Origin of the sequence: Desulfotignum phosphitoxidans DSM 13687 (genome assembly GCF_000350545.1) — a bacterium.
GTDB classification, from domain to species: Bacteria; Desulfobacterota; Desulfobacteria; order Desulfobacterales; family Desulfobacteraceae; genus Desulfotignum; species Desulfotignum phosphitoxidans.
This window is the reverse complement of the sequence record NZ_APJX01000008.1, coordinates 51,652-72,627: the sequence shown is the minus strand read 5'-3', so window position 1 is coordinate 72,627 and position 20,976 is coordinate 51,652. Positions and strand designations below refer to the sequence as shown.

Sequence of the window (20,976 nt, the reverse complement as noted above, 5' to 3'; positions counted from 1 at the left end):
CCCCTTTCTTAAATGATTTGGACTAATTCAGGGTCTTGCCCAGCAGGTATCAAAAAAATCCAAGCAGTCACTCAGAGAAAATTCCTGATCGCTATAAGCAAAAATACCTAATACATGACTTTCTAAATCGAAGGGTTAGAGATTGATAGCTATCCATCAAACCTCAAGTTAATTGCAACAATCCTATATTCCATGAATTCTCAACCATAGTCTCGATATCATTGATTCTTTCTGAATACAACTATAACTTTCATATCATTCGATTTTTGATGGAGACCTCCCCATACATCTTGAAAAAAGATTAATCTCATTAATGCCAAGAAGCTACCCATGGGCTTCTGAAATTAGACCCCAAAAACTCAGTAGTTTTAATGATTTTACAAATACTGCTGCCTCAGTCATCTAATATCAAATCAATAATTTTACATATTACACATCAGACTATTTATCCTATTATTTCAGGTAGTTATTGACAACATTTTCAAAAAATGTTATAATAATATAACATTTTTGAATTATCATTTGTAATAGTGTTTTTGTGTTCGGGATTAATAACATTAAATAAGGAGATATTATGCAATATGCGCCGAAAAAACAGCTTATGGAAGCTAAAAAGTTGGAATGCGAGGAGAAAATCAAGAAAAAGTTCGACTTAAAACAGCTTCCCACGGTCCAAGTCAACTTAATTCCATTCGCTAAGTTACAAGACGGATATTCATATTTGATAGACTGGTCTGCAATCAAAACACAAGAGCATGAGTTTTGGAGCTATCAATTCAATGAACCTATTGATCCAACTGTTACCTTAAAAGAAACCTATGTTAATTTGCATTATATGTCCAATAAAAATTGCAATTTTCAGCCATATGTATTTGAAGTCTCCGTAGTTATCAATAAAACTAAAATTTCTGCTGGGTTCAATTATCTCGTATCAGGGAATTTTAAAAAAGGTGAATCCTTCGTAGCTGTTCTTGGACTCGAAATTCGTCAGATTTTCAGGCGTATGGGACTATCGTCTTTGCTTAAACTGTACGAGATTGATTGTGGAAAAAACATAAATGCCAAATTTATCCAAACGTATATAATAGCGGATAATCCTGTTTTCATTGGTGCTATATATCCATCCCTTTCTTATGGATACGTTTTCTTCACAGGGGATGAACCCAAAGATAGCATTGGTGCTGATCAATACCTTGACTATGGGTGTGTTCATTTGCGAAGATATTTTAATGATTCCAAAAAATCTGATGTGACGTTGGATGGGATTAAAAAATCTTTCATATCCCCCGATCAAAACACTGCTATTCAACAACACATAATAACATCAAGAAAACGTCTGAAAGGTTCCATAATTAAGAAGATAAGCGTTCTTAAATCTTAAAGCAGTCCGGTAGTGGTAACAATCAATAGGCCTTTTGAGAATTGTTCTCAAGGGGCTTTTGTATTTTTAAAGGGGGGCGCAGTCAAGAAAAGGTATGAAGAAACGGACAAATCAAGAAAATTTCATAATTCTTTAATAAGAATCGACTCTATGTTATGATTTATTAAAGCTTATGGGACACAAAGTCAACAAAGGCAATATATATGAAAAATCCTAATAAAACAGCTGGTATATACATTAGAGTATCGACAATGAATCAGGTTGATAGAGACTCTCTAACAACACAGCAAGAAAGACTTATTTCATACTGCAAAGCGCAAGGATATTCAAATTACAAGATATTCAAAGATGCTGGTTGTAGTGCAAAAAATACGGATCGACCATCTCTTGGTCAATTGATGGATGCCATAAAAGCTGATAAAATCAACTATGTCATTGTTACAAAACTTGATCGAATAACCCGTTCTATAAAAGATTTGATAAATCTCGTTGATTTTTTTGAAAAATTTGATGTGAAATTTATTTCCGTGTCAGAAAGCATTGATACCTCAAGCGCTATGGGTAGATTCATGCAACATCTTTTAGGCATTTTAGCACAACTCGAAAGAGAGATGACTGCTGAAAGAGTCTCAACAGATATGCACCATAGAGCCACAAAAGGAAAATGGAATGGAGGCATAATCCCATATGGATATACAACTCAAGCATTCCTTTTCAAAAGACTCAAATCAAATAATGTTGCTGAAAATTTAGCATTCAGCAAAGCAAGCGAACTTTGCCCTGAGCCTAATAAACTATATCCATATCCTGAAGAGACCGAGATTATTAAATGGATGTTTAATAATTTTTTAGAAAAGAATAGTGTCCGAGAAACTGCAATAAGCCTAAACAATCGTGGGATCAAAACAAGAAACAATTGCTTGTGGGCACAATCAACTGTACATAGAATTTTACGTTCCCCTATTTATGTCGGAAAAATTAGCTACGGTAAACGAAAAACCTCCGTTAATGGAAAATTGATTCCTCAAGAAAAAGACTCCTGGACTATTGTAGATGGTGAACACGAGGCAATTATTTCTGATGAAATCTTTGATAAAGTGCAAGGCCAACTTTCCCAAATTAGCCGGAAGCCTGTAAAGAAAGGAAGGATATATTTACTTTCAGGCCTTCTTAATTGTGGGAAATGCAATGGAAGAATGTCAGGGCATACATTTAAAAAGAAAGAAAATAAAAAATCATACTCATATTACAAATGCACGAATCGACTTCAGAAAGGAAAAACTGCCTGTGAAGGTTTAAGCTTGCCAGCAAATGAACTTGAAGATTTCATTGTTCAAACACTTATGGATCTATCACAAAATCAAACTTTCTTGTCAGACAAAGAAAAAATGATTGAGATGATAAAGTCAAATGCCAAAGAATCAAAAAATAACACTGATGAGATTAACGATATCAACTCTAACATTAATAAACATCAAGAGAAATTAAACACTCTGTTGATAAAACTTGAAGATGGCGTTATCGATGATGAAGATTTTTTAACAAGACACAGAATAATCAAAAAGGAATTAAATAAATTAAAGGACGCAAAATACAAACTGCAAAATTCCATTAAATCAAAGGAATCTGCCATCACCAATCTTGAAATTTCTTTTGATGAAATCTGTTCGTTTGGCTACAAATGGGAAAATCTGACTGAACAAGGCAAAGTTATGCGCTTACGTTCAATTATAAAAGAAATAACTGCAACAAAAGAAGAGATAACAATGGATACCTATATTGACGTAGCGAATCTGACGCTAATGGACAGGGATTCATGGCGGCCACCAGCATGAACTGACAGGGAAACACCGCTTTGATGCCGGCCCTTGCAATGGTCACCCGGCCGTCTTCCAACGGCTGCCGCAGCACCTCCAGCACGTTTCGTTTAAACTCGGGCAGTTCATCCATGAACAGCACCCCGTGATGAGCCAGGCTGATCTCTCCGGGCATGGGCCGGGAACCGCCGCCCACCATGCCGGCATCTGAAATGGTATGATGGGGCGATCGAAACGGCCGTTGTCCGGATTCTTTTTTCCAGATTTCCAGCCCGCCCACCACGGAATATACCCGGGCCACTTCCAGAATCTCTTCAAAGGTCAACGCAGGCAGAATCGTGGTCAACCGTTTGGCCAGCATGCTCTTGCCGGATCCGGGGGGGCCGGTCATCAGAAAATGATGGCTGCCGGCCGCAGCGATCTCTAACGCCCGTTTGGCATGGGACTGGCCCTGGACATCGGACAGATCCCCGATCCCGTCCAGTAAAGCAGACTGAGGCGCATGACGGTCATCCCGGACAAACGGAACGATGTTCTCATGTCCGGAAAAATATTCAACCACCTGGGACAACCGGGAGACGGGCAGGATATCAAGACCGTCCACCATGCCGGCTTCTTCGGCATTGTCCGCCGGCACCAGCAACCCTTTGAATCCTTTTTCCCGGGCCGTGAGCGCCACGGGCAGAATCCCGCGCACGGGTTTGATCCGGCCGTCCAGCGACAATTCTCCGGACAGCAGATATGATGCCATCCCATCGGGCGGGACCAGTCCCGATGCCCCGAGAACAGCCATGGCCACGGGCAGGTCCAGCCCGGAGCCGGTTTTCTGCACATCCGCCGGTGCCAGATTCACGATCACCCGGTCCATGGGAAAACTGTACCCGGAATTGTTCACCGCAGCCCGGACCCGTTCCTTGCTCTCCCGGACCGAAGCTTCGGCCAGGCCGACGATCTGGAACACGGGCAGTCCCATGGAAATATCGGCCTCCACATCCACCACAAAGGCATCAATGCCGTTAATGGAACAGGAACTTGTTTTAGCAATCACGGGATCCCCTTCAGAATGTTGCACGCGGGTTTATTTTATATTTTTTGTGTTTACCAGAATTTACCCTTGAACCAAAGAAAATTCTTATTTGTTTTGCCATATATATTAAAATCAAGTATAAACTTAAGAACTTTCACATTAAAATGTTAAACTAACACAGTCAAAATATATATGAAGCATACAACGTTCAGGCAGCAGACCCTGGCAAAAAACGTGGCCCTGTCCGGAACAGGGGTTCATTCAGGAAAAAAAAATCATATCATGGTCAAACCGGCCAGAGAAAATCACGGGATCAAGTTTAGACGGGTGGATCTGCCCGGAACCCAGGATATTCCGGCCCTGTTCAAACGGGTGGTGGATACCAGTCTGGCCACGGTTTTGGGCGTCAACGGGGCCATTGTCTCCACCATTGAACATCTCATGGCCAGCTTTGCGGGTCTTGGGATCGACAATGCCCTGGTGGAAATGGATGAATACGAAATGCCCATCATGGACGGCAGCGCGAAAGAGTTCACCCGGGCATTTGCTGCGGCCGGTATCGTGCCCCAGGATCTGCCCAGACATGTCATGATCATTAAAAGCCCCATCCGGATTCAGGAGGATGACAAATTTGTGGAAGTGCGGCCGGCCCCGGGGTTTAAAATCACCTGTTCCATTGAATTTGACCATTCGCTCATCGGCAGACAGCGCATCACTTTTGATCGGATCCAGAATGATTTTGAAAAAGAAATCAGCCATGCCAGAACCTTTGGATTCATCCAGGACCTGGAGTTGCTCAAAAGATTCAGCCTGGGCAAGGGCGGCAGTCTGGACAATGCCATTGTGATCGACAAGGATCGGATTTTAAATTCAGAAGGACTGCGGTACCCGGATGAATTTGTCCGGCACAAGCTGCTGGACAGTCTGGGTGATTTTGCTTTATTGGGAATGCCCATACAGGGACATATCATTTCCCACAAATCAGGTCACACCTTGAATCACATGTTTATTCAAAAACTGCTGGACACCAAAGATGCCTGGGAAACCGGACCCGTATCCCGGGGGCAGACCTGCGTATGAATATCACACGTTTGCCCCATAAAACATGGATCTGTCTGTTTCTGACCGGCATTTTTCTGGTGCAGTTTCTGACACCGGCCCTCACCCTGGCAAAGGACAAAGACCATCCGGTTTTAACGGATATCAAACTGGCCAATACCCGGGATGACCTGCTCATCTATTTTGAGGTGGAAAACGCATTTTCGCCGAAAATCATCCAGCGGATTGAAAACGGCATTCTCACCCCTTTTTTGTTTCATATTTCTTTGTATAAGACCGGCGGATCCTGGCTGGATAAAAAAATCACTGAAATCGATATCCAGTCCACCATTAAATACAATTCTTTAAAACAGGAATATACCGTGTCACAGCCCTGGAAAGAAAAAAAACCGCTTGTGACAGAATCCTTTGATGAAGCCAGAGACTGGATGACCCGAATCGACAACCTGGTCGTTGCCCCGCTGACGGACCTGGTAAAAGGTGAAAAATATCAGATCCGGATCAAATCTCAACTAACCCGTGTGACCCTTCCCTTTGCACTGCGCTATGTTTTTTATTTCGTGTCTTTCTGGGATGTTGAAACCGACTGGTACGTCATCAATTTTACTTATTAGCCTTTTTAAATTCACCCATGACAAATGCTTCAGAACAGGCCGGGCAAAAAAAATCCAGGCGTAAAAAAGAATTTGTTTTCATTTTCATAATTCTGGCTGCCGTGGCCGTTCTCACACTGGTTGAAACCAGCATCACCTCACTGGGTTCTGAAATCTCTTTATCCAGCACCGTGGTGATGTTCATTCTCATCAACATCAATTTGCTGCTGCTGCTAACCCTGTTTCTTCTGGTGTTCCGGAACCTGGCCAAACTGTACTATGAAAAGAAAAAAAACGTATTTGGTTCCAAACTCAAAACCCGCCTGGTGACATCCTTTGTCATTCTCGCCCTGGTTCCCACCACGGTGTTGTTTTTCTTTTCCATCCAGTTTATTTCCAACTCCATTGCCTTCTGGTTCAACGCGCCCGTGGAACAAACCCTGGAAAGCTCGCTGGACGTCGGGCAGCAGCTGTATGCGTATATTGAAGAAAAAGACGTTTTTTTTGCCAAGCGGGCCGCTTTTCAGATCGACTCCAGAAAATTGTTGAAAAATGAAAACCACAATGAACTGAGACGATATGTGCAGGTGGTGCAGCGGGCGTTCAACCGGCATGCCGTGGAAATCTATACGCCGGATGCCAAACGGGTCAGCCTGTCTCTGGCCAATGAACTGGAGCATCTGTATTTCGGGATTCTCACCACGGCTGAACTCAAAAAAATCCCTCCGGACCGGGCCAGTACCACCATTTACCAGACTTTTGACCAGGGAGAATTTTTACGAACAATTTCCACGATTCCGTTTAACGTGTCTTTGGACAAAGCCGAAGGGTTCATCGTGGTCACCACGCTGATTTCCAAAACCCTGTCTGAAGACCTGACCGCCATTCTCAGCGGCATGGAAGAATATCATCAGCTGAAACTGACCAAACGGCCGGCCCAGATGGCATACTACATCGCGCTGTCCATTGTGGCCCTGCTGGTCATTTTCTGCGCCATCTGGTTCGGATTCCAGCTGGCCAAATCCATCACGGTTCCCATCATGAAATTTGCCGAAGGCACCCGCCGGATCACGGCAGGGGATCTGAACTACAAAATTGATTTTCAAACCGATGATGAACTGGGTACCCTGATCAAATCGTTCAATTCCATGACCACCCAGCTGGCCGCCGGCAGGGAACAGATTGCACTCTCCCGGGAAATGCTCAGACAGCAGAATGCGGAACTGGAAAAAAGCCGGCAGTATATGGAAATCGTTTTGAAAAATATTTCCGCAGGAGTCGTTTCCATCGACAGTACCGGTGTCATCACCACCATCAACAAAGCGGCTGAATCCATGCTGGCCATCAAAGGCGCGCATATCACGGGGCGCAATTTCAGGCAGGTGCTGACCGGAGAATATCTTCTGATGGCGGAAAAACTGTATGAACAAAGCACCGCCTCCAGGCAGCAGTATATCCAGATACCGGTTTCCGCCGCCATTTCCGGAACACCCAAGCATTTTTCCCTGCATTACAGCATTTTAAAAGATGATACGGGAAAAAATATCGGTGCCGTGCTGGTATTTGATGATGTCACGGAACTGGAAAAAGCCCAGCGCATGGCGGCCTGGCGGGAAGTGGCCCGGCGCATTGCCCATGAAGTGAAAAATCCGCTGACCCCCATCAAACTGTCGGCCCAGCGGCTCAAACGCCGGTACAGCAAAGAAATCAATGACGACGTGTTTGACAGTTGTGCCGATACCATTGTCACCCATGTGGATCTGATCCGGAATCTGGTCAACCAGTTTTCCACCTTTGCCAAATTCCCGGATGTGAATTTCACCCGGGCAAGAATCGAAAACATTATTTTAGAAACCATTGACCTGTACAGGGAAGGGCTGGAAAATATCACGATTGATACCCGGTTCGACGATAACCTGCCGTATTTGAAACTGGATCACCAGCACATGAAACAGGCATTTATCAACCTGATCGACAATGCCGTATCCGCCATGAACAAACAAGGCACCATTGTCATTGATGTCTCTTTTGATCCGATCTTAAAAATGGTCCGGATCGAAATTGCAGACGATGGCAAAGGAATTACCGATATGGAGAAAACCAAAATGTTTGAACCCTATTTTTCCACCAAAAAATCCGGCATGGGCCTGGGGCTTGCCATTGTCAATTCCATTATTTCAGACCATAACGGGGTGATCCGGGTTCAGGACAACCAGCCGACAGGCGCAAAATTTATCATTGAGCTGCCTTTGGCCTGAATAACCAGTGTAAAGAAAGGAACCCAATATCATGTATCCGGCTGTTCTGATCGTTGATGACGAAATCACTATCATCGAATCCTTATCAGGAATCCTGTCCGATGACGGGTTTGAGGTCATCCATGCCTTTAACGGATATGAGGCCCTGAAGAAAATCGAAACCGAATCCCCGGATATCGTGCTGCTCGATATCTGGATGCCGGGGATGGACGGCATTGAAACGTTGCGGGAGATCAAACAGAAATTTCCCAATATCCCGGTGGTGATGATTACCGGCCACGGTTCCATTGAATCCGCAGTGGAAGCCACCAAGTCCGGGGCCTATGATTTTCTGGAAAAACCTTTGTCCATCGACAAAGTCATGGTTACCATCAACAATGCCTTGAATTTCAGAAAACTGGAAGAAGAAAACCTGTATCTGCGGAAAAAAACCATTGAAAAAAATTCAATTACCGGTACCAGTCCGGCCGTTCAAGCCCTGCACCGGGAAATCATGGCCGCCGCGCCTACGGACGCGGCCATCCTGATCACGGGTGAGAACGGGACGGGCAAAGAAATGGTGGCCCGAACCATTCATCAGTTCAGCCGGCGGCCGGAAGAACCTTTTATTATCATCAATTGCGCGGCCATTCCGGAAGAAACTTTAGACAGCGAACTGTTCGGCCATGAAAAAGGGGCATTAGGCCATGCCGCCTCCAAAAATATGGGCAAATTCGAACTGGCAGCCGGCGGGACCCTGTTTCTGGATGAAATCGGTGACATGAACATCAACACCCAGGCAAAGATTCTGAGGGCACTGGAATCCAAGACCTTTCAACGTATCGGCAGCAGCCGGGTCCTTCATATGGATGTCCGGATCATCGCGTCCACCAACAAGGATCTCACCACAGAGATTGAAAAGGGCCGTTTCAGACAGGAGCTGTATTTCCGGTTGAATGTCATCCCCATCCATGTGCCGCCGCTGCGGGAACGAAACCAGGATATCCCCATGCTGGTGGATACATTTCTGGATAAACTGGCCGGGCAGTCTGCAACGCCTAAAAAAACCATGTCCAAACCGGCCCTGGATCTGCTGGTCCGCTATGCCTGGCCGGGAAATGTCCGGGAACTGAAAAATCTGATGGAACGGTTGTCCATCATGGTTCAGGAAGATCTCATCGATGTGACGCACCTGCCGCACCCATACCACTCCGGGGACACGATCGATGCCGCAAACAGTCCGGGGGAGCTGTTTGCCCCGGACAATCTGGAACAGGCCCGAACCGCTTTTGAAAAAGAATATGTCCGGCACAAGGTGGCCCAGGTGGATGGAGATATTACCCTGGCCGCCAAAACCCTGGGCACCAGCACCCGTTATATCAAAAAGAAACTGACCTGATTCATTTCCATCATGAGAATTATCAGCGGCATCTGCCGAGGCAGAAAACTCACCCCCCTCAAAGGCCCGGATATCCGTCCCACATCGGACCGGATCAAAGAGACACTGTTCAACATCTTAGGTCCGAAGGTCAGACACGCCCAGGTGCTGGATCTGTTTGCCGGCACCGGGGCCTTAGGCCTGGAGGCGTTAAGCCGGGGGGCGGCCCATACCGTTTTTGTGGACCGGTCTGAGACTGCCTGCGATATTATCCGGCAAAATATTCATCGATGCGGATTCCCGGCACAGGCCACCGTGGTCCGGCAGGATCTGTTTTCTCCCGGGACCCATGCCGCCATTGTCTGCCGACAGTTTGACCTGATTTTTCTGGACCCCCCCTATGACAACGGATATGTGTTAAAAACCCTTGAACAGAAAAACCCGGCTTCTTTTTTGTCTGAAAACGGGATTATCGTTGCCGAACACGCTGCCCATGAAATGCTTCCGTCTTCTTTGAACGGGCTTGACATTTTCCGGCAAAAAAAATACTCAAGAACCACGATTTCATTTTTAACCAGAACGCAGGATATTGCATGAAAAAAAAACGGCTTCCCCAAAACAGAATCGCCATTTACCCCGGATCATTCGATCCTTTGACCAATGGACATATGGATGTGATCCAGCGGGCCCTGGAAATTTTTGATGAAGTGATTGTGGCCATCCTCAGAAACCCCACCAAAAAATACCTGTTTTCCATTGAAGAGCGCCTGGAAATGATGCAGCAGAGTTTTAACGGCAACGCCGCGTTGAAAGTGGATGCCTTTGACGGGCTGCTGGTGGACTATGCCAGAATGAAACATGCCGTGGCGATCATCCGGGGCATGCGGGCCATCTCTGATTTTGAAAACGAATTCCAGATGGCGCTGATGAACCGAAAGCTGCACAAAGATGTGCAGTCCGTGTTTCTGATGACCGGATTCCGATGGATTTTTACCTCTTCTTCCATCATCAAGGAAGCGGCCCAGTTCGGGGCTGATATTTCCGATATGGTCCCGGAACCCGTCAAACTGAAACTTCTGGAAAAATTCCCCAGGAAAGAACCCCCCGGCCACCCACAGGCCGAAAAAAAGGACTCCCGATAGGTCATGGATCTCTGGCAGCTTAAAATATTTGTCACCGTGGTCAAGGAACAGAGCTTTTCAAAAGCGTCCGACATCATCCACCTGTCTCAGCCCACGGTGTCCAGCCATATCAAGGAACTGGAAAAATATTTTCAATGCCGGCTTCTGGACCGGCTGGGAAAAAAAACAGAACCCACCCGGGCCGGCTGGATTCTGTTTGATCATGCCCAGAAGATGCTGGCACTCAAGGACACCACGGAATCGGCTTTGCAGGATTTTATGGGTTGCACCAAAGGCCCTTTGATCATCGGCGGCAGCACCATCCCGGCCGGATATGTGCTGCCCGGACTGATGGGGCCTTTTTTCAAAGCATTTCCGGATGTATCGGTCCGCCTTGTCAGCGGTGATACCCATCAAATTATCGAAGATGTCAAAAACGGCCGGGTGGACTTAGGCGTGGTGGGGGCTCGAACCCGGGATACGGCCATTGCCCAGGAAACGCTTCTGGCGGACGAAATGAAACTCATCATACCGGCGGATCATTCATGGGCCCACCGGTCTGCCATCGATTTTTGTGAACTGGCCGACGAACCTTTCATCGCCAGAGAACCCGGTTCCGGTACCTGGCAATCCATCAGTAAAACCATCACCGAGGCGGGGTTTGACCCCAAACAACTGAACGTCAAAATGACCATGGGATCCAGCATTTCCGTGATTCAGGGGATTGTCAACAAGGTGGGAATTTCCATTCTTTCCACGGCAGCCGTGGCAGACGATATTGCCGCAGGGCGGCTGGCAGCGCTTTCAGTGAACAATCTGCCGCTGAACCGGTTTTTCTACCTGACTCTGGCAAAAAATCGGACCCAATCCCCTGTCTGCCAAAAATTCATCACTTTTGCCAAACAACAATTATCAAAAACCTGATCCATATGGAATCACTTTGGAAATTCACCCGGGAAAAAGGTCATTGACAACCCTTTATTTTTCTGAGAAGCTTTTCCGCGATATGTTTTGGTTGGATGAGGATCAGAACTCAATCTTTTAGACACAGGATTACGCCATGATAATAGGTTTGGATGTTGGCGGCACTCACACATATGCGGTTCTTTTGAGCAACCAGGGTGTTGAAAAAAGTGTCAAGGTTACCACAAACCATGCGGATCTTTTCAGTACGGTTCTTTCGGGGTTCACTCAGCTGCTTGAATCCATTGATCCCTCTCAGATTGAGCGTGCGGTCATTTCCACCACCTTGACCACCAACGCCATCATCCAGCAGACCATGGAGCCGGTGGGGATGATTGTGTCGGCCGGTCCCGGCATTGATCCGGAATTTTTCCGCACGGGAGAGCATTATTATGCCGTGTCCGGATCCATCAACCACCGGGGACGGGAAAAAGCTTCGGTCAATGAGATGCAGATTCAGGATATCGCCAAAAAAATGGTGGATGCCGGGATTGAATATGTGGGCGTGGTCAGTAAATTCTGCGTCAGAAACCCGTCCCATGAAATTCTGATCAAACGGATGCTCAACAAATATTTTAAAAAAATCTTTTTAGGCCACCATGTATCCGGCAACCTGAACTTTCCCCGGCGGATCGCCACCACCCATCTGAACGCTGCCGTGTTTTCCCTTCATAAATCGTTTTTCGAGGCCGTGAAAAAAAGTCTGACTGAAAAAGGGTTGACCGTTCCTATCCAGATTTTAAAAGCGGATGGGGGCACCATGAGCCTGGAGGCATCCATGCACTTTCCCGGACAAACCGTGTTGTCCGGTCCGGCTGCCAGCATCATGGGAGCCATTCCTTACGCCCCGGAGGGACAGGATGCCATTGTGCTGGATATCGGCGGAACCACCACAGACATTGCGTTTCTGGTGGACAAAGCCCCATTGCTTGAACCCGTGGGGATTCAGCGGGGCAGTTACAAAAGCCTGATCCGGTCTCTGCGCACCGATTCCAAAGGGATCGGCGGTGACAGCACCTTGCGTGTCAAGGACGGCAATCTGACCATCGGACCGGACCGCCAGGGACCGGCCATGGCGTTCGGAGGCCCTTTGCCCACGCCCACAGACGCCATGGTGGTGTTGAACGTCATGGATACCGGGGACCGGGAAAAGGCAACCGCCGGAATTGAAACCATTGCCCGGCAACTGGGCCTTTCGATTGAAGAGGCTGCTGAAAAGATATTTAAAACCTGCTGTACCATCATCTTGAAGAAAACCTTTGAAATGATCGATCAGATCAATTCCCAGCCCGTGTATACCGTGCACGATTTTCTGGAAGGCTATAAACTGAGCCCGCAGAAAATCCTGGTTCTGGGGGGACCGGCCCCGTTCTTCGCCCAAAAAATCGAAGACCTCTATCAGATCGATACCCTGGCCGTTCCCAACTCACCCGTGGCCAATGCCGTGGGCGCGGCCCTGGCCCGGACCACCTGTGAAGTCTCTTTGTACGCGGACACGGAACAAGGCATTGTCACGGCCCATGAAGAAGATTTTGCCGAGCCCATCTCCAAAACCTTTTCAGAAGATGATCTCATGGAAACCGCCTACACCCTGCTTAAGGAAAAAGCCATCAATTCCGGGGCTGATCCTGAAAACCTGGAAGAGGTGGAAGTGGTGGAATTCCAGAAATTCAATATCATCCGGAATTTTTCACCCCGGGGAAAGATCTTCCGCACCAAAATGCAACTCAAACCCGGCCTGATCAAAGGCTATGAAACGGTCTTACATTGAAGAGGGATTCCATGTTAAAAGCTTTGCATAAAACCGGACTGGTATTTTTCCCCGCCTTTGACTGGGCCATCGATCCCACCCATCCGGAACGGGAAGAGCGGCTGTTATACACCCAGGATCAGGTGACCGAAGAAGGAATCTTTGACATTCCGGGGATCATTGAATACAAGCCCATGCTGGCCACGGCCGAAGATATCCGGCGGGCCCAGTTCTGCGTCCCGGATGAAGCGGCCATCACCACGGAATCCCATCTCATCAGCGCGGGCGGGGCCAAGGTGATTGCCGATGCCGTCATGAACAAGGAAGTCAAAAACGGATTCGCCCTGATCCGGCCGCCGGGACATCATTCCATGCGGGTCTCCCACGGGGGCCGTGGGTTCTGCCACATCAACATCGAAGCCATCATGGTGGAATACATCCGGAGCCGCTATGGGGTCAAGCGCATTGCCATCGTGGACACCGACTGCCACCACGGGGACGGCACGGACAACATTTTCTGGCATGATCCGGATGTGCTGTTCATCTCCCTGCACCAGGACGGCCGGACCATGTTTCCGGGCACGGGATTTCCCGGAGAACTGGGAGGTCCCAATGCCAAGGGCAGCAACCTGAACATTCCTCTGCCGCCGGGCACCTCCACTGAAGGATACCTGTATGTGATCAACCACTGCGTGCTGCCGGTGCTCAATGAATTCAAACCGGATCTGGTGATCAACTCCGCCGGTCAGGACAACCATTACACAGATCCATTGACCAACATGAACTTCTGCGCCCAGGGGTATGCCGAGCTCACGACCCTGCTCAAACCCGATATTGCCGTGCTGGAAGGCGGATATGCCATTGAAGGCGCATTGCCCTATGTCAATTTAGGCATCATCCTGGCCATGGCCGGCATTGACTATACCGGGGTGGTGGAACCGGACTACAACCCGGAAAAACTCAAGCAGTCCGTGAGCATTACCGATAAAATCAAGAAAACCACGGCACAGATCAACAAATACTGGTCCCAGCGGTTTCAGATGCGGGAGGATGCAGGGAAACCCGGAGAGATCCAGATCCGCCACAAAGAGATCTTCTATGATACCGACAATATTTTCGAACGCCAGAAGGAACGGGTCCGGATCTGCAAAGACTGCGGCGGCTGTTTTGAAATCGACTCCCAGGCCACCCCGGGGTTTCACATCCTGGGTGTCCACATTCCCATCAACGCCTGTCCCGCCTGTATTGAAAAAGGATATGAATTTTTCGACAAATCTGTGGAAAATAAATATCACCATGTTTTTCTGATGGACCGGCCCAAAGGCAATTACCACATCAAATAGGCCGCACACGCCATGTCCCGATGTCTTCAGGGCCGAAATCTTGAGACCCGGGCCCGGGTGATCCGGCTGATCCGCCGTTTTTTCCATGACCATCGCTATCTGGAAGTGGAGACACCCGTCCGGAGTCCGGCCGTTATTCCGGAAGCCCATATCGATTTGATCCTGTCCGAAACCCATTTTCTGATGGCCTCTCCGGAGCTGTATATGAAACGGCTGCTGGCCAGGGGATATCCAAAAATTTTCCAGATCTGCAAATGTTTCAGAAAAAACGAGCGGGGCCGATTTCACCTGCCCGAGATGACCCTGCTGGAATGGTATGGTGCCGGGGATACCTACCTGGATCTCATGGACCAGTGCCAGTCTCTGGTGCAGTATATTGCTCAGGAGCTGGGCATGGCCGGCCGGTTGTGCTATCAGGGGGAGACCCTGGATCTGGCCCGGCCGTTTCAGCGGCTGAGCGTACACCGGGCATTTGAAACCCATGCCGGTATCTCCTGCGACCAGGCCCTGGCTGACAATCGATTCGATGACATCATGGGATTTGAGATCGAACCCGGCCTGGGCCGAAACCAGCCGGTTTTTCTCATGGATTATCCCAAATCCCTGGCCAGTCTGGCGGCCCTGCATCCGGACAATCCCGGCCTGGCCCAAAGATGCGAATTTTATATGGCTGGTATTGAACTGGCCAACGGGTTTACGGAACTGACGGATGCCCATGCCCAGCGGGACCGGTTTGAAAAGGAAAACCGGATCCGGCAAAGCCTTGGCATGCCGCCTTTGCCGATGCCCGACAGGTTTTTGTCCGAACTGAAAGAAATGCCTTCCTGTGCGGGCATTGCTTTGGGCGTGGACCGGCTGGTGATGCTGTTTGCTGATGCCCCGTCCATTGATCAGGTGGTGGCGTTTACCCCTGAATCCTGCTGAGCAGTAAACCTTCTCCTGCTGAGCAGTAACTTCATGAAGGTTATGCCGCCTTTGTTTCCTGAACCCGCACAAATCCATACATGATGCCGCACCCGGCCAGAAACAGGACCACGGCCCATCCCACCTGACCATCCATGGCCGGCACCACATTGACATTGGTGTACACAACCACGTCTTCCAGCCGGGTCACGATGCTGTTTTCCCGGACATACTGGGTGTGTAGCACGGCCACCTGCTTGAACGGCCACAATGCCCACAGGGATCCCAGCATCAGCCCCAGCAGAAACGCCATGGTGGCATCATAATACGCCTTGAGCACAAAACTGATCAGCCTTGCAAACAAAAGCCCGCCCACCAGGATTCCCAGGCCGAAGCATCCCAGATACAGAATCGCCTCCACACGGAAAAACGGCAGGGCCGATATGGCGGACAGCACATCATAATACGCGCCCATCAGAATCAAAACCAGGGACCCGCTGATACCGGGCAGCACCATGGCGGAAATGGAAACCGCCCCGCACAGGGCCGCATACAGATACTCGGCGCCGGCCCCCGGCAATGCAGGCGGGGCCGCCCCATTGTCCGGCCGGTCCGTTTGTGCGTGGATCCGGCTTTCATAAACCGTCTGATAAAAATCAGATTTGTGTTTCATCCGGTCATAGGGATTGACCTGAACATACACCATCACCGTCAGGGCCGCGCCTAAACAGGCAAAACCCAGCAAATAAATTTTAAACCGCGGGATCAGCCGGATGGGAATCAGAATCGACACCAGGATCAGGCCGAAAAAAAAGGCATAGGTCAAGGAAAAATAATGGGTCAGTAAATGTTTCATCACGGTGGAAAGCCCGACAATGGCAATGATAGCGCCGGCAATCAGCTTGAACAGAAAGGCAAAATCATTTTCTTTACAAAACGAGGTGACGGCCCCAAACGTGTGTTTCTGCAAAGGATGCCGGAGCCATCGGCCGGCCAGGCCGGCGGCCTGAACCAGCAACGGCCGGGAGATGCAGTTGATGATGTTAAATACCCGCTCATAAATATTGAAAATCAGCAGAAACGTGCCCCCGGAAACCCCGGGAATGATATTGGCAGCCCCCAGGCAGACCCCCATGAGCAGATCTTTGATATTATTCATTCCAACCGTGCTGGCCGATGAGTTTGACAAACCGGCATCCCCCCAGGTTCTCCTGGTGAAAGCCGGTATCGGTTCGGGTAAGTTTGATCAAATCCTGGGTGAAATGCCCGCCCACGGGCATGACCAGACGCCCGCCCGGGGCCAGTTGTTCCACCAGCGGCGGCGGGATCTGGTTGCCTCCGGCCGTCACCATGATGGCGTCAAACGGACCTTGTTCTTTCCATCCCTGGGTGCCGTCGGAATACCTTGTCACGATGTTGTGGATTTTCAGCCGGTCAAACAGCTGCCGGGTCTGGCGGTACAGAACCGGATTCCGCTCAATGGTGTAGACTTTATAAGCAATGTGGGCCAGGATGGCGGCCTGATACCCGGAACCCGTGCCGATCTCCAGGACCCGCTCCGATCCTTTCAAGCCTAAGCTCTGGGTCATTTCAGCAATAATATAGGGCTGGGAAATGGTCTGACCCTCGCCGATGGGCAGGGGAAAATCCCCATAAGCTGTGTCCATCATGGCTTCGCTCACGAACAGATGCCGGGGAACCGTGGTCATGGCTTTGATGACCAAAGGATCGGATACGCCTCTGGCAATGATCTGGCGTTCCACCATGTCCTGGCGCCACCGGGCGAATTTTTTGGGCTCGTCATTCATGCAGTCCTTCTTACCAGCATGTCCGGGTTGCGTCAAGCAGATACCGCAGGGGTGAGGTGATTTGCGAAGGACCCGTGGCGGGGGGCGGTTGTTGGTTTCACCCTTTGCCCCGTTTTACAGGCTGTAGGGCGCAGCGAAGCTAAACGTCAAAAACTGCGGGCAGGTGTGTCCTCAAGCAGTTTGCCGTTCTTTACGCATCGCATGCCCAACAGCCTGTAGAAAACGCGTCAAAATGGGATTCCACCAACAACCACCCCCCGCCACTGGACGTTGATACAAAATTGACCTGTCCGGCCCCTCAAACCGCCACATGCCTGTCTCCACCCGGAACCGGAGTACCTTTTCCCAAACGCAGGTTGCCTGCTGCTGGAAAAGGTGTTATGAAAACTTCAGCTTTAGAATGATATGGTTTCTGGCCGGATCAGATAAAATTCAGTCTGTATGATTATCCAGTTGGATATTGAATGGAGACTGATATACAGAACTACGCATTCACTTGTTGGGAGAAGGGATGAGTATGAATAAAACTGATATTCCAATTGAATGGCTGAATGGTAGCGGGAAACCGTCGAAATCGGCTACCTCAATCCAAATGGTCAGCAGTGTGGTGGTCATTGTGGCGTGTCAGGGACTGATCATGTGCAATATGCATACAAAACCGAATGTATCATCTGCGGCTATGTTTATGGTACAAATGGCACCGATATGTTCGAAAGGCGCTGTCCAGAGTGCCAAGGAGGGGCACCGGGGATCAGGTATTGGAAAATCACCAAAAAATAAAGTCATTCAAACTCAGAGGGAAAAATAGAGCCGTATCCATCATGCCAAAACGCAAACGAAAACAAACCGCAGCGGAAAAGGCTGAAAAGAATCAGCGGCGGAAAGAGTATATGACCATTTTCATCAATGGAAAACAGAAACGGGTCAAACGACCACAGACTATCGACGGCATGGATATGGATGATTTTATTCGAAGAAACGCGGATCCCATCTGGTTACATCAAAATGAAATGTGGGAATATATGGATGAATCATGAACTCCCAACATGGCAGCGCTTTGGACAGACGGCGTTATGCTAAAAAAAGAATTACTCACTTAATGTCAAATAATTGGAACATCCCATATTGGTTAGAGAAGGTAGTTCGAGAGCGTGACAAGGTTTGTGTATATTGCGGTTGTGAATTCACATCGTCTAAAGTATCGAAAAAATCCGCAGCCAGTTGGGAACATATTGTCAATGATGCCAAGATCATAACCAAAGAAAACATTGCGCTATGTTGCTGTGGTTGTAACGCGAGCAAGGGTCAAAAGAAACTATCAGATTGGTTAGGATCAAAATACTGCAAAGAAAAAGGTATCGCTTTTCAAACTGTGGCTCCAATAGTTAAACAAGCGATTGAAAATGGCCAATAATTTCAAGCAGAACGAGCAGGGAGCAGGGAACGCTTTCCGCTGTGTTAGAAAGATGCATGAATAACCTCGATCGTTATAGAATGCTTGCTGATGGTGTGCCGAATGATGTCACCTCTATTCCGTCAGAGTTTATTCTTCACAGGGATGGTGCTATCACTGTGGTGTGGGCTCCATGTGATCATATAAATTGTGAGGCCCGCATTGCTATCATCGGGCTCACTCCTGGCTGGCAACAGGCCAAAATTGTTTACAAATCCGCTCAAAAGGCGTTGAAAGATGGCCGCAGCTATTCAGATGCGTGCGAGCGTGCGAAAGGTCAAGCAGCATTCGCTGGAACTATGCGCAGGAATCTTGTATTGATGCTTGATGAAATTGGTGTTGCGCAGTTTTTGGGAATTGATTCAACAGTTAACCTTTTTGGCAGTCCCCACCCTGACCTCCATACTACATCCGCATTGCGTTACCCGGTCTTTCACAACGATAAGAATTACAAGGGCCATGCTCCAGATCCATTGAAGAATGACTATCTTCGAACGATGACAGAGACTTTGCTCATAGAGGAGCTAATGGCGCTATCTCCAGCACTGATTGTTCCGCTTGGCAAGGCCGCAAATAAATGTGTTCAACATGCACTGTCCATTTGCCAGGCGAACATTTTTCTTCTGGACAATTTCCCACATCCATCAGGGGCAAATGCACACCGTGTACGTCAGTTTAATGACCAGAAGAAAACTCTTACAAAAATGGTTAATACTTGGGAAAAATCTTTTTCGCTACTTCAGGGAACGCCAAAAAGCGCACCGCCCCTGAGCAGCCTCTTAAAACCATGAATCTTCTCATAGTTTCCGACATATTTGGTAGAACAAAAGCCCTGGATGATCTTGCCGATTATTTTGATGATAAAAAGATCCAGACTGAAATACTGGATCCATATCACCGGCGGTATATGGATTTTGAAAATGAAGATCAGGCTTACCGCGAATTTCATGCGGAAACCGGCCTTGGGAATTATATCAATCTGCTGAGACAGAAGCTTTTAGGCAAAAAGCCGGAAAAAACAGTGATTCTGGGCTTCAGTGTTGGCGCGTCCGCCATATGGGCGGTTTCACATCATATTGAAGCAGAACCGTTCAAAGGTATCTGTTTTTACAGTTCCCAGATTCGGAACTCTCTGGAAATAAAACCAAAGATAAAGATTGAGTTATATTTTGCAAAGGCAGAGCCTGCATATGATGTTGATGCGATAATTTCAAAATTAGAGATCAATAATAACGTGACATGTTTTAAGACAAAATTCATGCATGGTTTTATGAATGAGCGATCTAAAAATTTCAATGAGGATGGCTTTTTAAAATACAGGGAAATCATAAAAACCAGCATCGCCCGCCATTTGACCGGGTCCGTTGATGTCGGATAGTAGAAACCGTCGATTGAACGGCAAAAAAATCCATACACTGCGGAAGCAGTTTGAATGAATTTCCAATGAGAAAACATGTGTGGTCCGGACCGATGCTCATGATCCGGACCGCGCATTATAAAATTTATATCTTGTAGATAATCCGCTTGTCTGTGATGATGATATCCACGGTGTGTTTTCTGGAATCCATCTGGATCTGCTCCACGATCTGCTCTTCAAAGGCAAGGGATACCTTCCGGCAGGTTTCCGGCAGCCGGGTGATCAGGCGGGTGTAATAGTTGTTGCCCAATCCGATGCGGCCCCCTTTGTCATCAAAAGCCAGTCCCGGAATAAATGCAATGTCAATGTCATCCAGAAGGACTTTCTTGCATTTTTCCGTGTCCGGCTCCAGAATGTCGTTTTTGTTCAAGCCCAGATCCTTGTCATAATCGGATATTTTACAAAGATTGAACACGTTTTTCGTGTCTGTAAAAACCGGGAGAACAATCGCTTTTTCAATCTGAAGGGCTTTCCGGATGATCGGCTCCATGGGAATCTGATCATTGCCCGATGTATACATGAAAGAAATCTGGGCTTCTCTGAAATTGGCGAATTCAAACACTTTGGCCTGAATCTGCTCATATTTGGCTTCCAGCTCGGGTTTGGTGAATTCATCCAATTTTTCAGCCACCTGCACCAGTATGTTGCTGCTTGTGTTTTTCACCTCTTCCATAATCTTTTTTTCCTTATGATTCCAAAAAAATATTCCAAATAATTATACACAAG

At 48.0% G+C, this 20,976-nt stretch carries 21 protein-coding genes; 17 read left to right on the top strand and 4 right to left on the bottom strand.

Annotated elements, in window-relative coordinates; all coding sequences use genetic code 11:
* The first annotated feature begins 574 nt into the window (after positions 1-574).
* Together DPO_RS16845 and DPO_RS24670 are read left to right on the top strand one after the other, a co-directional pair.
* Positions 575-1,381 carry a hypothetical protein gene (locus DPO_RS16845; RefSeq protein ID WP_006967449.1) on the top strand — a complete coding sequence of 269 codons (807 nt, stop codon included), beginning with the start codon at positions 575-577 and terminating at the stop codon, positions 1,379-1,381.
* A 203-nt stretch (positions 1,382-1,584) separates the two neighbouring features.
* Complete coding sequence (locus DPO_RS24670) at positions 1,585-3,216, top strand: recombinase family protein (protein ID WP_006967448.1); 1,632 nt, start codon at positions 1,585-1,587, stop codon at positions 3,214-3,216.
* Here the strand turns inward: DPO_RS24670 and DPO_RS16840 are convergent.
* Positions 3,110-4,246 (bottom strand): YifB family Mg chelatase-like AAA ATPase, encoded by a 1,137-nt coding sequence (locus tag DPO_RS16840; RefSeq protein ID WP_006967445.1) that lies wholly within the window; start codon positions 4,244-4,246, stop codon positions 3,110-3,112. The genes DPO_RS24670 and DPO_RS16840 overlap by 107 nt on opposite strands.
* Before the next feature lie 171 nt (positions 4,247-4,417).
* On the opposite strand from DPO_RS16840, the gene lpxC reads away from it, so the two are divergent.
* From lpxC to epmA, 10 genes are all read left to right on the top strand, one after another.
* Positions 4,418-5,305 (top strand): UDP-3-O-acyl-N-acetylglucosamine deacetylase, encoded by an 888-nt coding sequence (gene lpxC / locus DPO_RS16835; RefSeq protein ID WP_006967444.1) that lies wholly within the window; start codon positions 4,418-4,420, stop codon positions 5,303-5,305.
* Positions 5,302-5,898 carry a DUF4390 domain-containing protein gene (locus DPO_RS16830; protein ID WP_006967442.1) on the top strand — a complete coding sequence of 199 codons (597 nt, stop codon included), beginning with the start codon at positions 5,302-5,304 and terminating at the stop codon, positions 5,896-5,898. Before lpxC ends, DPO_RS16830 begins: the two co-directional genes overlap by 4 nt.
* Before the next feature lie 17 nt (positions 5,899-5,915).
* On the top strand, positions 5,916-8,135 hold the full coding sequence (locus DPO_RS16825) for a sensor histidine kinase (RefSeq protein ID WP_006967440.1): 2,220 nt from the start codon (positions 5,916-5,918) through the stop codon (positions 8,133-8,135).
* Between the two features lie 31 nt (positions 8,136-8,166).
* Entirely contained in the window at positions 8,167-9,513 is a 1,347-nt protein-coding gene (locus DPO_RS16820) for a sigma-54-dependent transcriptional regulator (RefSeq protein ID WP_006967439.1), read from the top strand.
* A gap of 12 nt (positions 9,514-9,525) precedes the next feature.
* Positions 9,526-10,089: a 16S rRNA (guanine(966)-N(2))-methyltransferase RsmD gene (gene rsmD, locus DPO_RS16815; protein WP_006967437.1), complete on the top strand. Its 564-nt coding sequence runs from the start codon at positions 9,526-9,528 to the stop codon at positions 10,087-10,089.
* On the top strand, positions 10,086-10,634 hold the full coding sequence (gene coaD, locus DPO_RS16810) for a pantetheine-phosphate adenylyltransferase (RefSeq protein WP_006967436.1): 549 nt from the start codon (positions 10,086-10,088) through the stop codon (positions 10,632-10,634). The genes rsmD and coaD overlap by 4 nt, the downstream gene beginning before the upstream one ends.
* Positions 10,635-10,637: 3 nt before the next feature.
* On the top strand, positions 10,638-11,537 hold the full coding sequence (locus DPO_RS16805; RefSeq protein ID WP_006967433.1) for a selenium metabolism-associated LysR family transcriptional regulator: 900 nt from the start codon (positions 10,638-10,640) through the stop codon (positions 11,535-11,537).
* Positions 11,538-11,673: 136 nt separating this feature from the next.
* Positions 11,674-13,347 (top strand): hydantoinase/oxoprolinase family protein, encoded by a 1,674-nt coding sequence (locus DPO_RS16800; protein WP_006967432.1) that lies wholly within the window; start codon positions 11,674-11,676, stop codon positions 13,345-13,347.
* Between the two features lie 11 nt (positions 13,348-13,358).
* Entirely contained in the window at positions 13,359-14,669 is a 1,311-nt protein-coding gene (locus DPO_RS16795) for a histone deacetylase family protein (protein ID WP_006967431.1), read from the top strand.
* 12 nt (positions 14,670-14,681) lie between these two features.
* On the top strand, positions 14,682-15,593 hold the full coding sequence (gene epmA / locus DPO_RS16790; RefSeq protein WP_006967429.1) for an EF-P lysine aminoacylase EpmA: 912 nt from the start codon (positions 14,682-14,684) through the stop codon (positions 15,591-15,593).
* Between the two features lie 40 nt (positions 15,594-15,633).
* Here the strand turns inward: epmA and DPO_RS16785 are convergent, their stop codons facing one another.
* Together DPO_RS16785 and DPO_RS16780 are read right to left on the bottom strand one after the other, a co-directional pair.
* Entirely contained in the window at positions 15,634-16,731 is a 1,098-nt protein-coding gene (locus DPO_RS16785; protein WP_006967427.1) for a DUF368 domain-containing protein, read from the bottom strand.
* A complete protein-coding gene (locus DPO_RS16780) occupies positions 16,724-17,380 on the bottom strand; it encodes a protein-L-isoaspartate(D-aspartate) O-methyltransferase (RefSeq protein WP_006967425.1) in 657 nt (218 codons plus the stop codon). Before DPO_RS16780 ends, DPO_RS16785 begins: the two co-directional genes overlap by 8 nt.
* Positions 17,381-17,897: 517 nt before the next feature.
* Here DPO_RS16780 and DPO_RS16775 point away from each other — a divergent pair.
* From DPO_RS16775 to DPO_RS16755, 5 genes are read left to right on the top strand one after another with little or no spacing between them, the layout of a single operon-like run.
* Positions 17,898-18,188 carry a hypothetical protein gene (locus DPO_RS16775; protein WP_040012023.1) on the top strand — a complete coding sequence of 97 codons (291 nt, stop codon included), beginning with the start codon at positions 17,898-17,900 and terminating at the stop codon, positions 18,186-18,188.
* 13 nt (positions 18,189-18,201) lie between these two features.
* A complete protein-coding gene (locus DPO_RS16770; RefSeq protein ID WP_006967420.1) occupies positions 18,202-18,417 on the top strand; it encodes a hypothetical protein in 216 nt (71 codons plus the stop codon).
* The gene (locus DPO_RS16765) at positions 18,414-18,794 is read left to right on the top strand and encodes a hypothetical protein (protein ID WP_201765638.1); all 381 of its coding nucleotides are present in this window, start codon (positions 18,414-18,416) and stop codon (positions 18,792-18,794) included. The genes DPO_RS16770 and DPO_RS16765 overlap by 4 nt, the downstream gene beginning before the upstream one ends.
* A 56-nt stretch (positions 18,795-18,850) precedes the next feature.
* Positions 18,851-19,624, top strand: coding sequence for a uracil-DNA glycosylase family protein (locus DPO_RS16760; protein ID WP_051069393.1), 774 nt, complete (start codon positions 18,851-18,853; stop codon positions 19,622-19,624).
* Entirely contained in the window at positions 19,549-20,211 is a 663-nt protein-coding gene (locus DPO_RS16755) for a dienelactone hydrolase family protein (protein WP_152427717.1), read from the top strand. The genes DPO_RS16760 and DPO_RS16755 overlap by 76 nt, the downstream gene beginning before the upstream one ends.
* Positions 20,212-20,335: 124 nt before the next feature.
* Here the strand turns inward: DPO_RS16755 and DPO_RS16750 are convergent, their stop codons facing one another.
* Positions 20,336-20,923 (bottom strand): 5-formyltetrahydrofolate cyclo-ligase, encoded by a 588-nt coding sequence (locus DPO_RS16750; RefSeq protein WP_006967412.1) that lies wholly within the window; start codon positions 20,921-20,923, stop codon positions 20,336-20,338.
* Between the last annotated feature and the right edge of the window lie 53 nt (positions 20,924-20,976).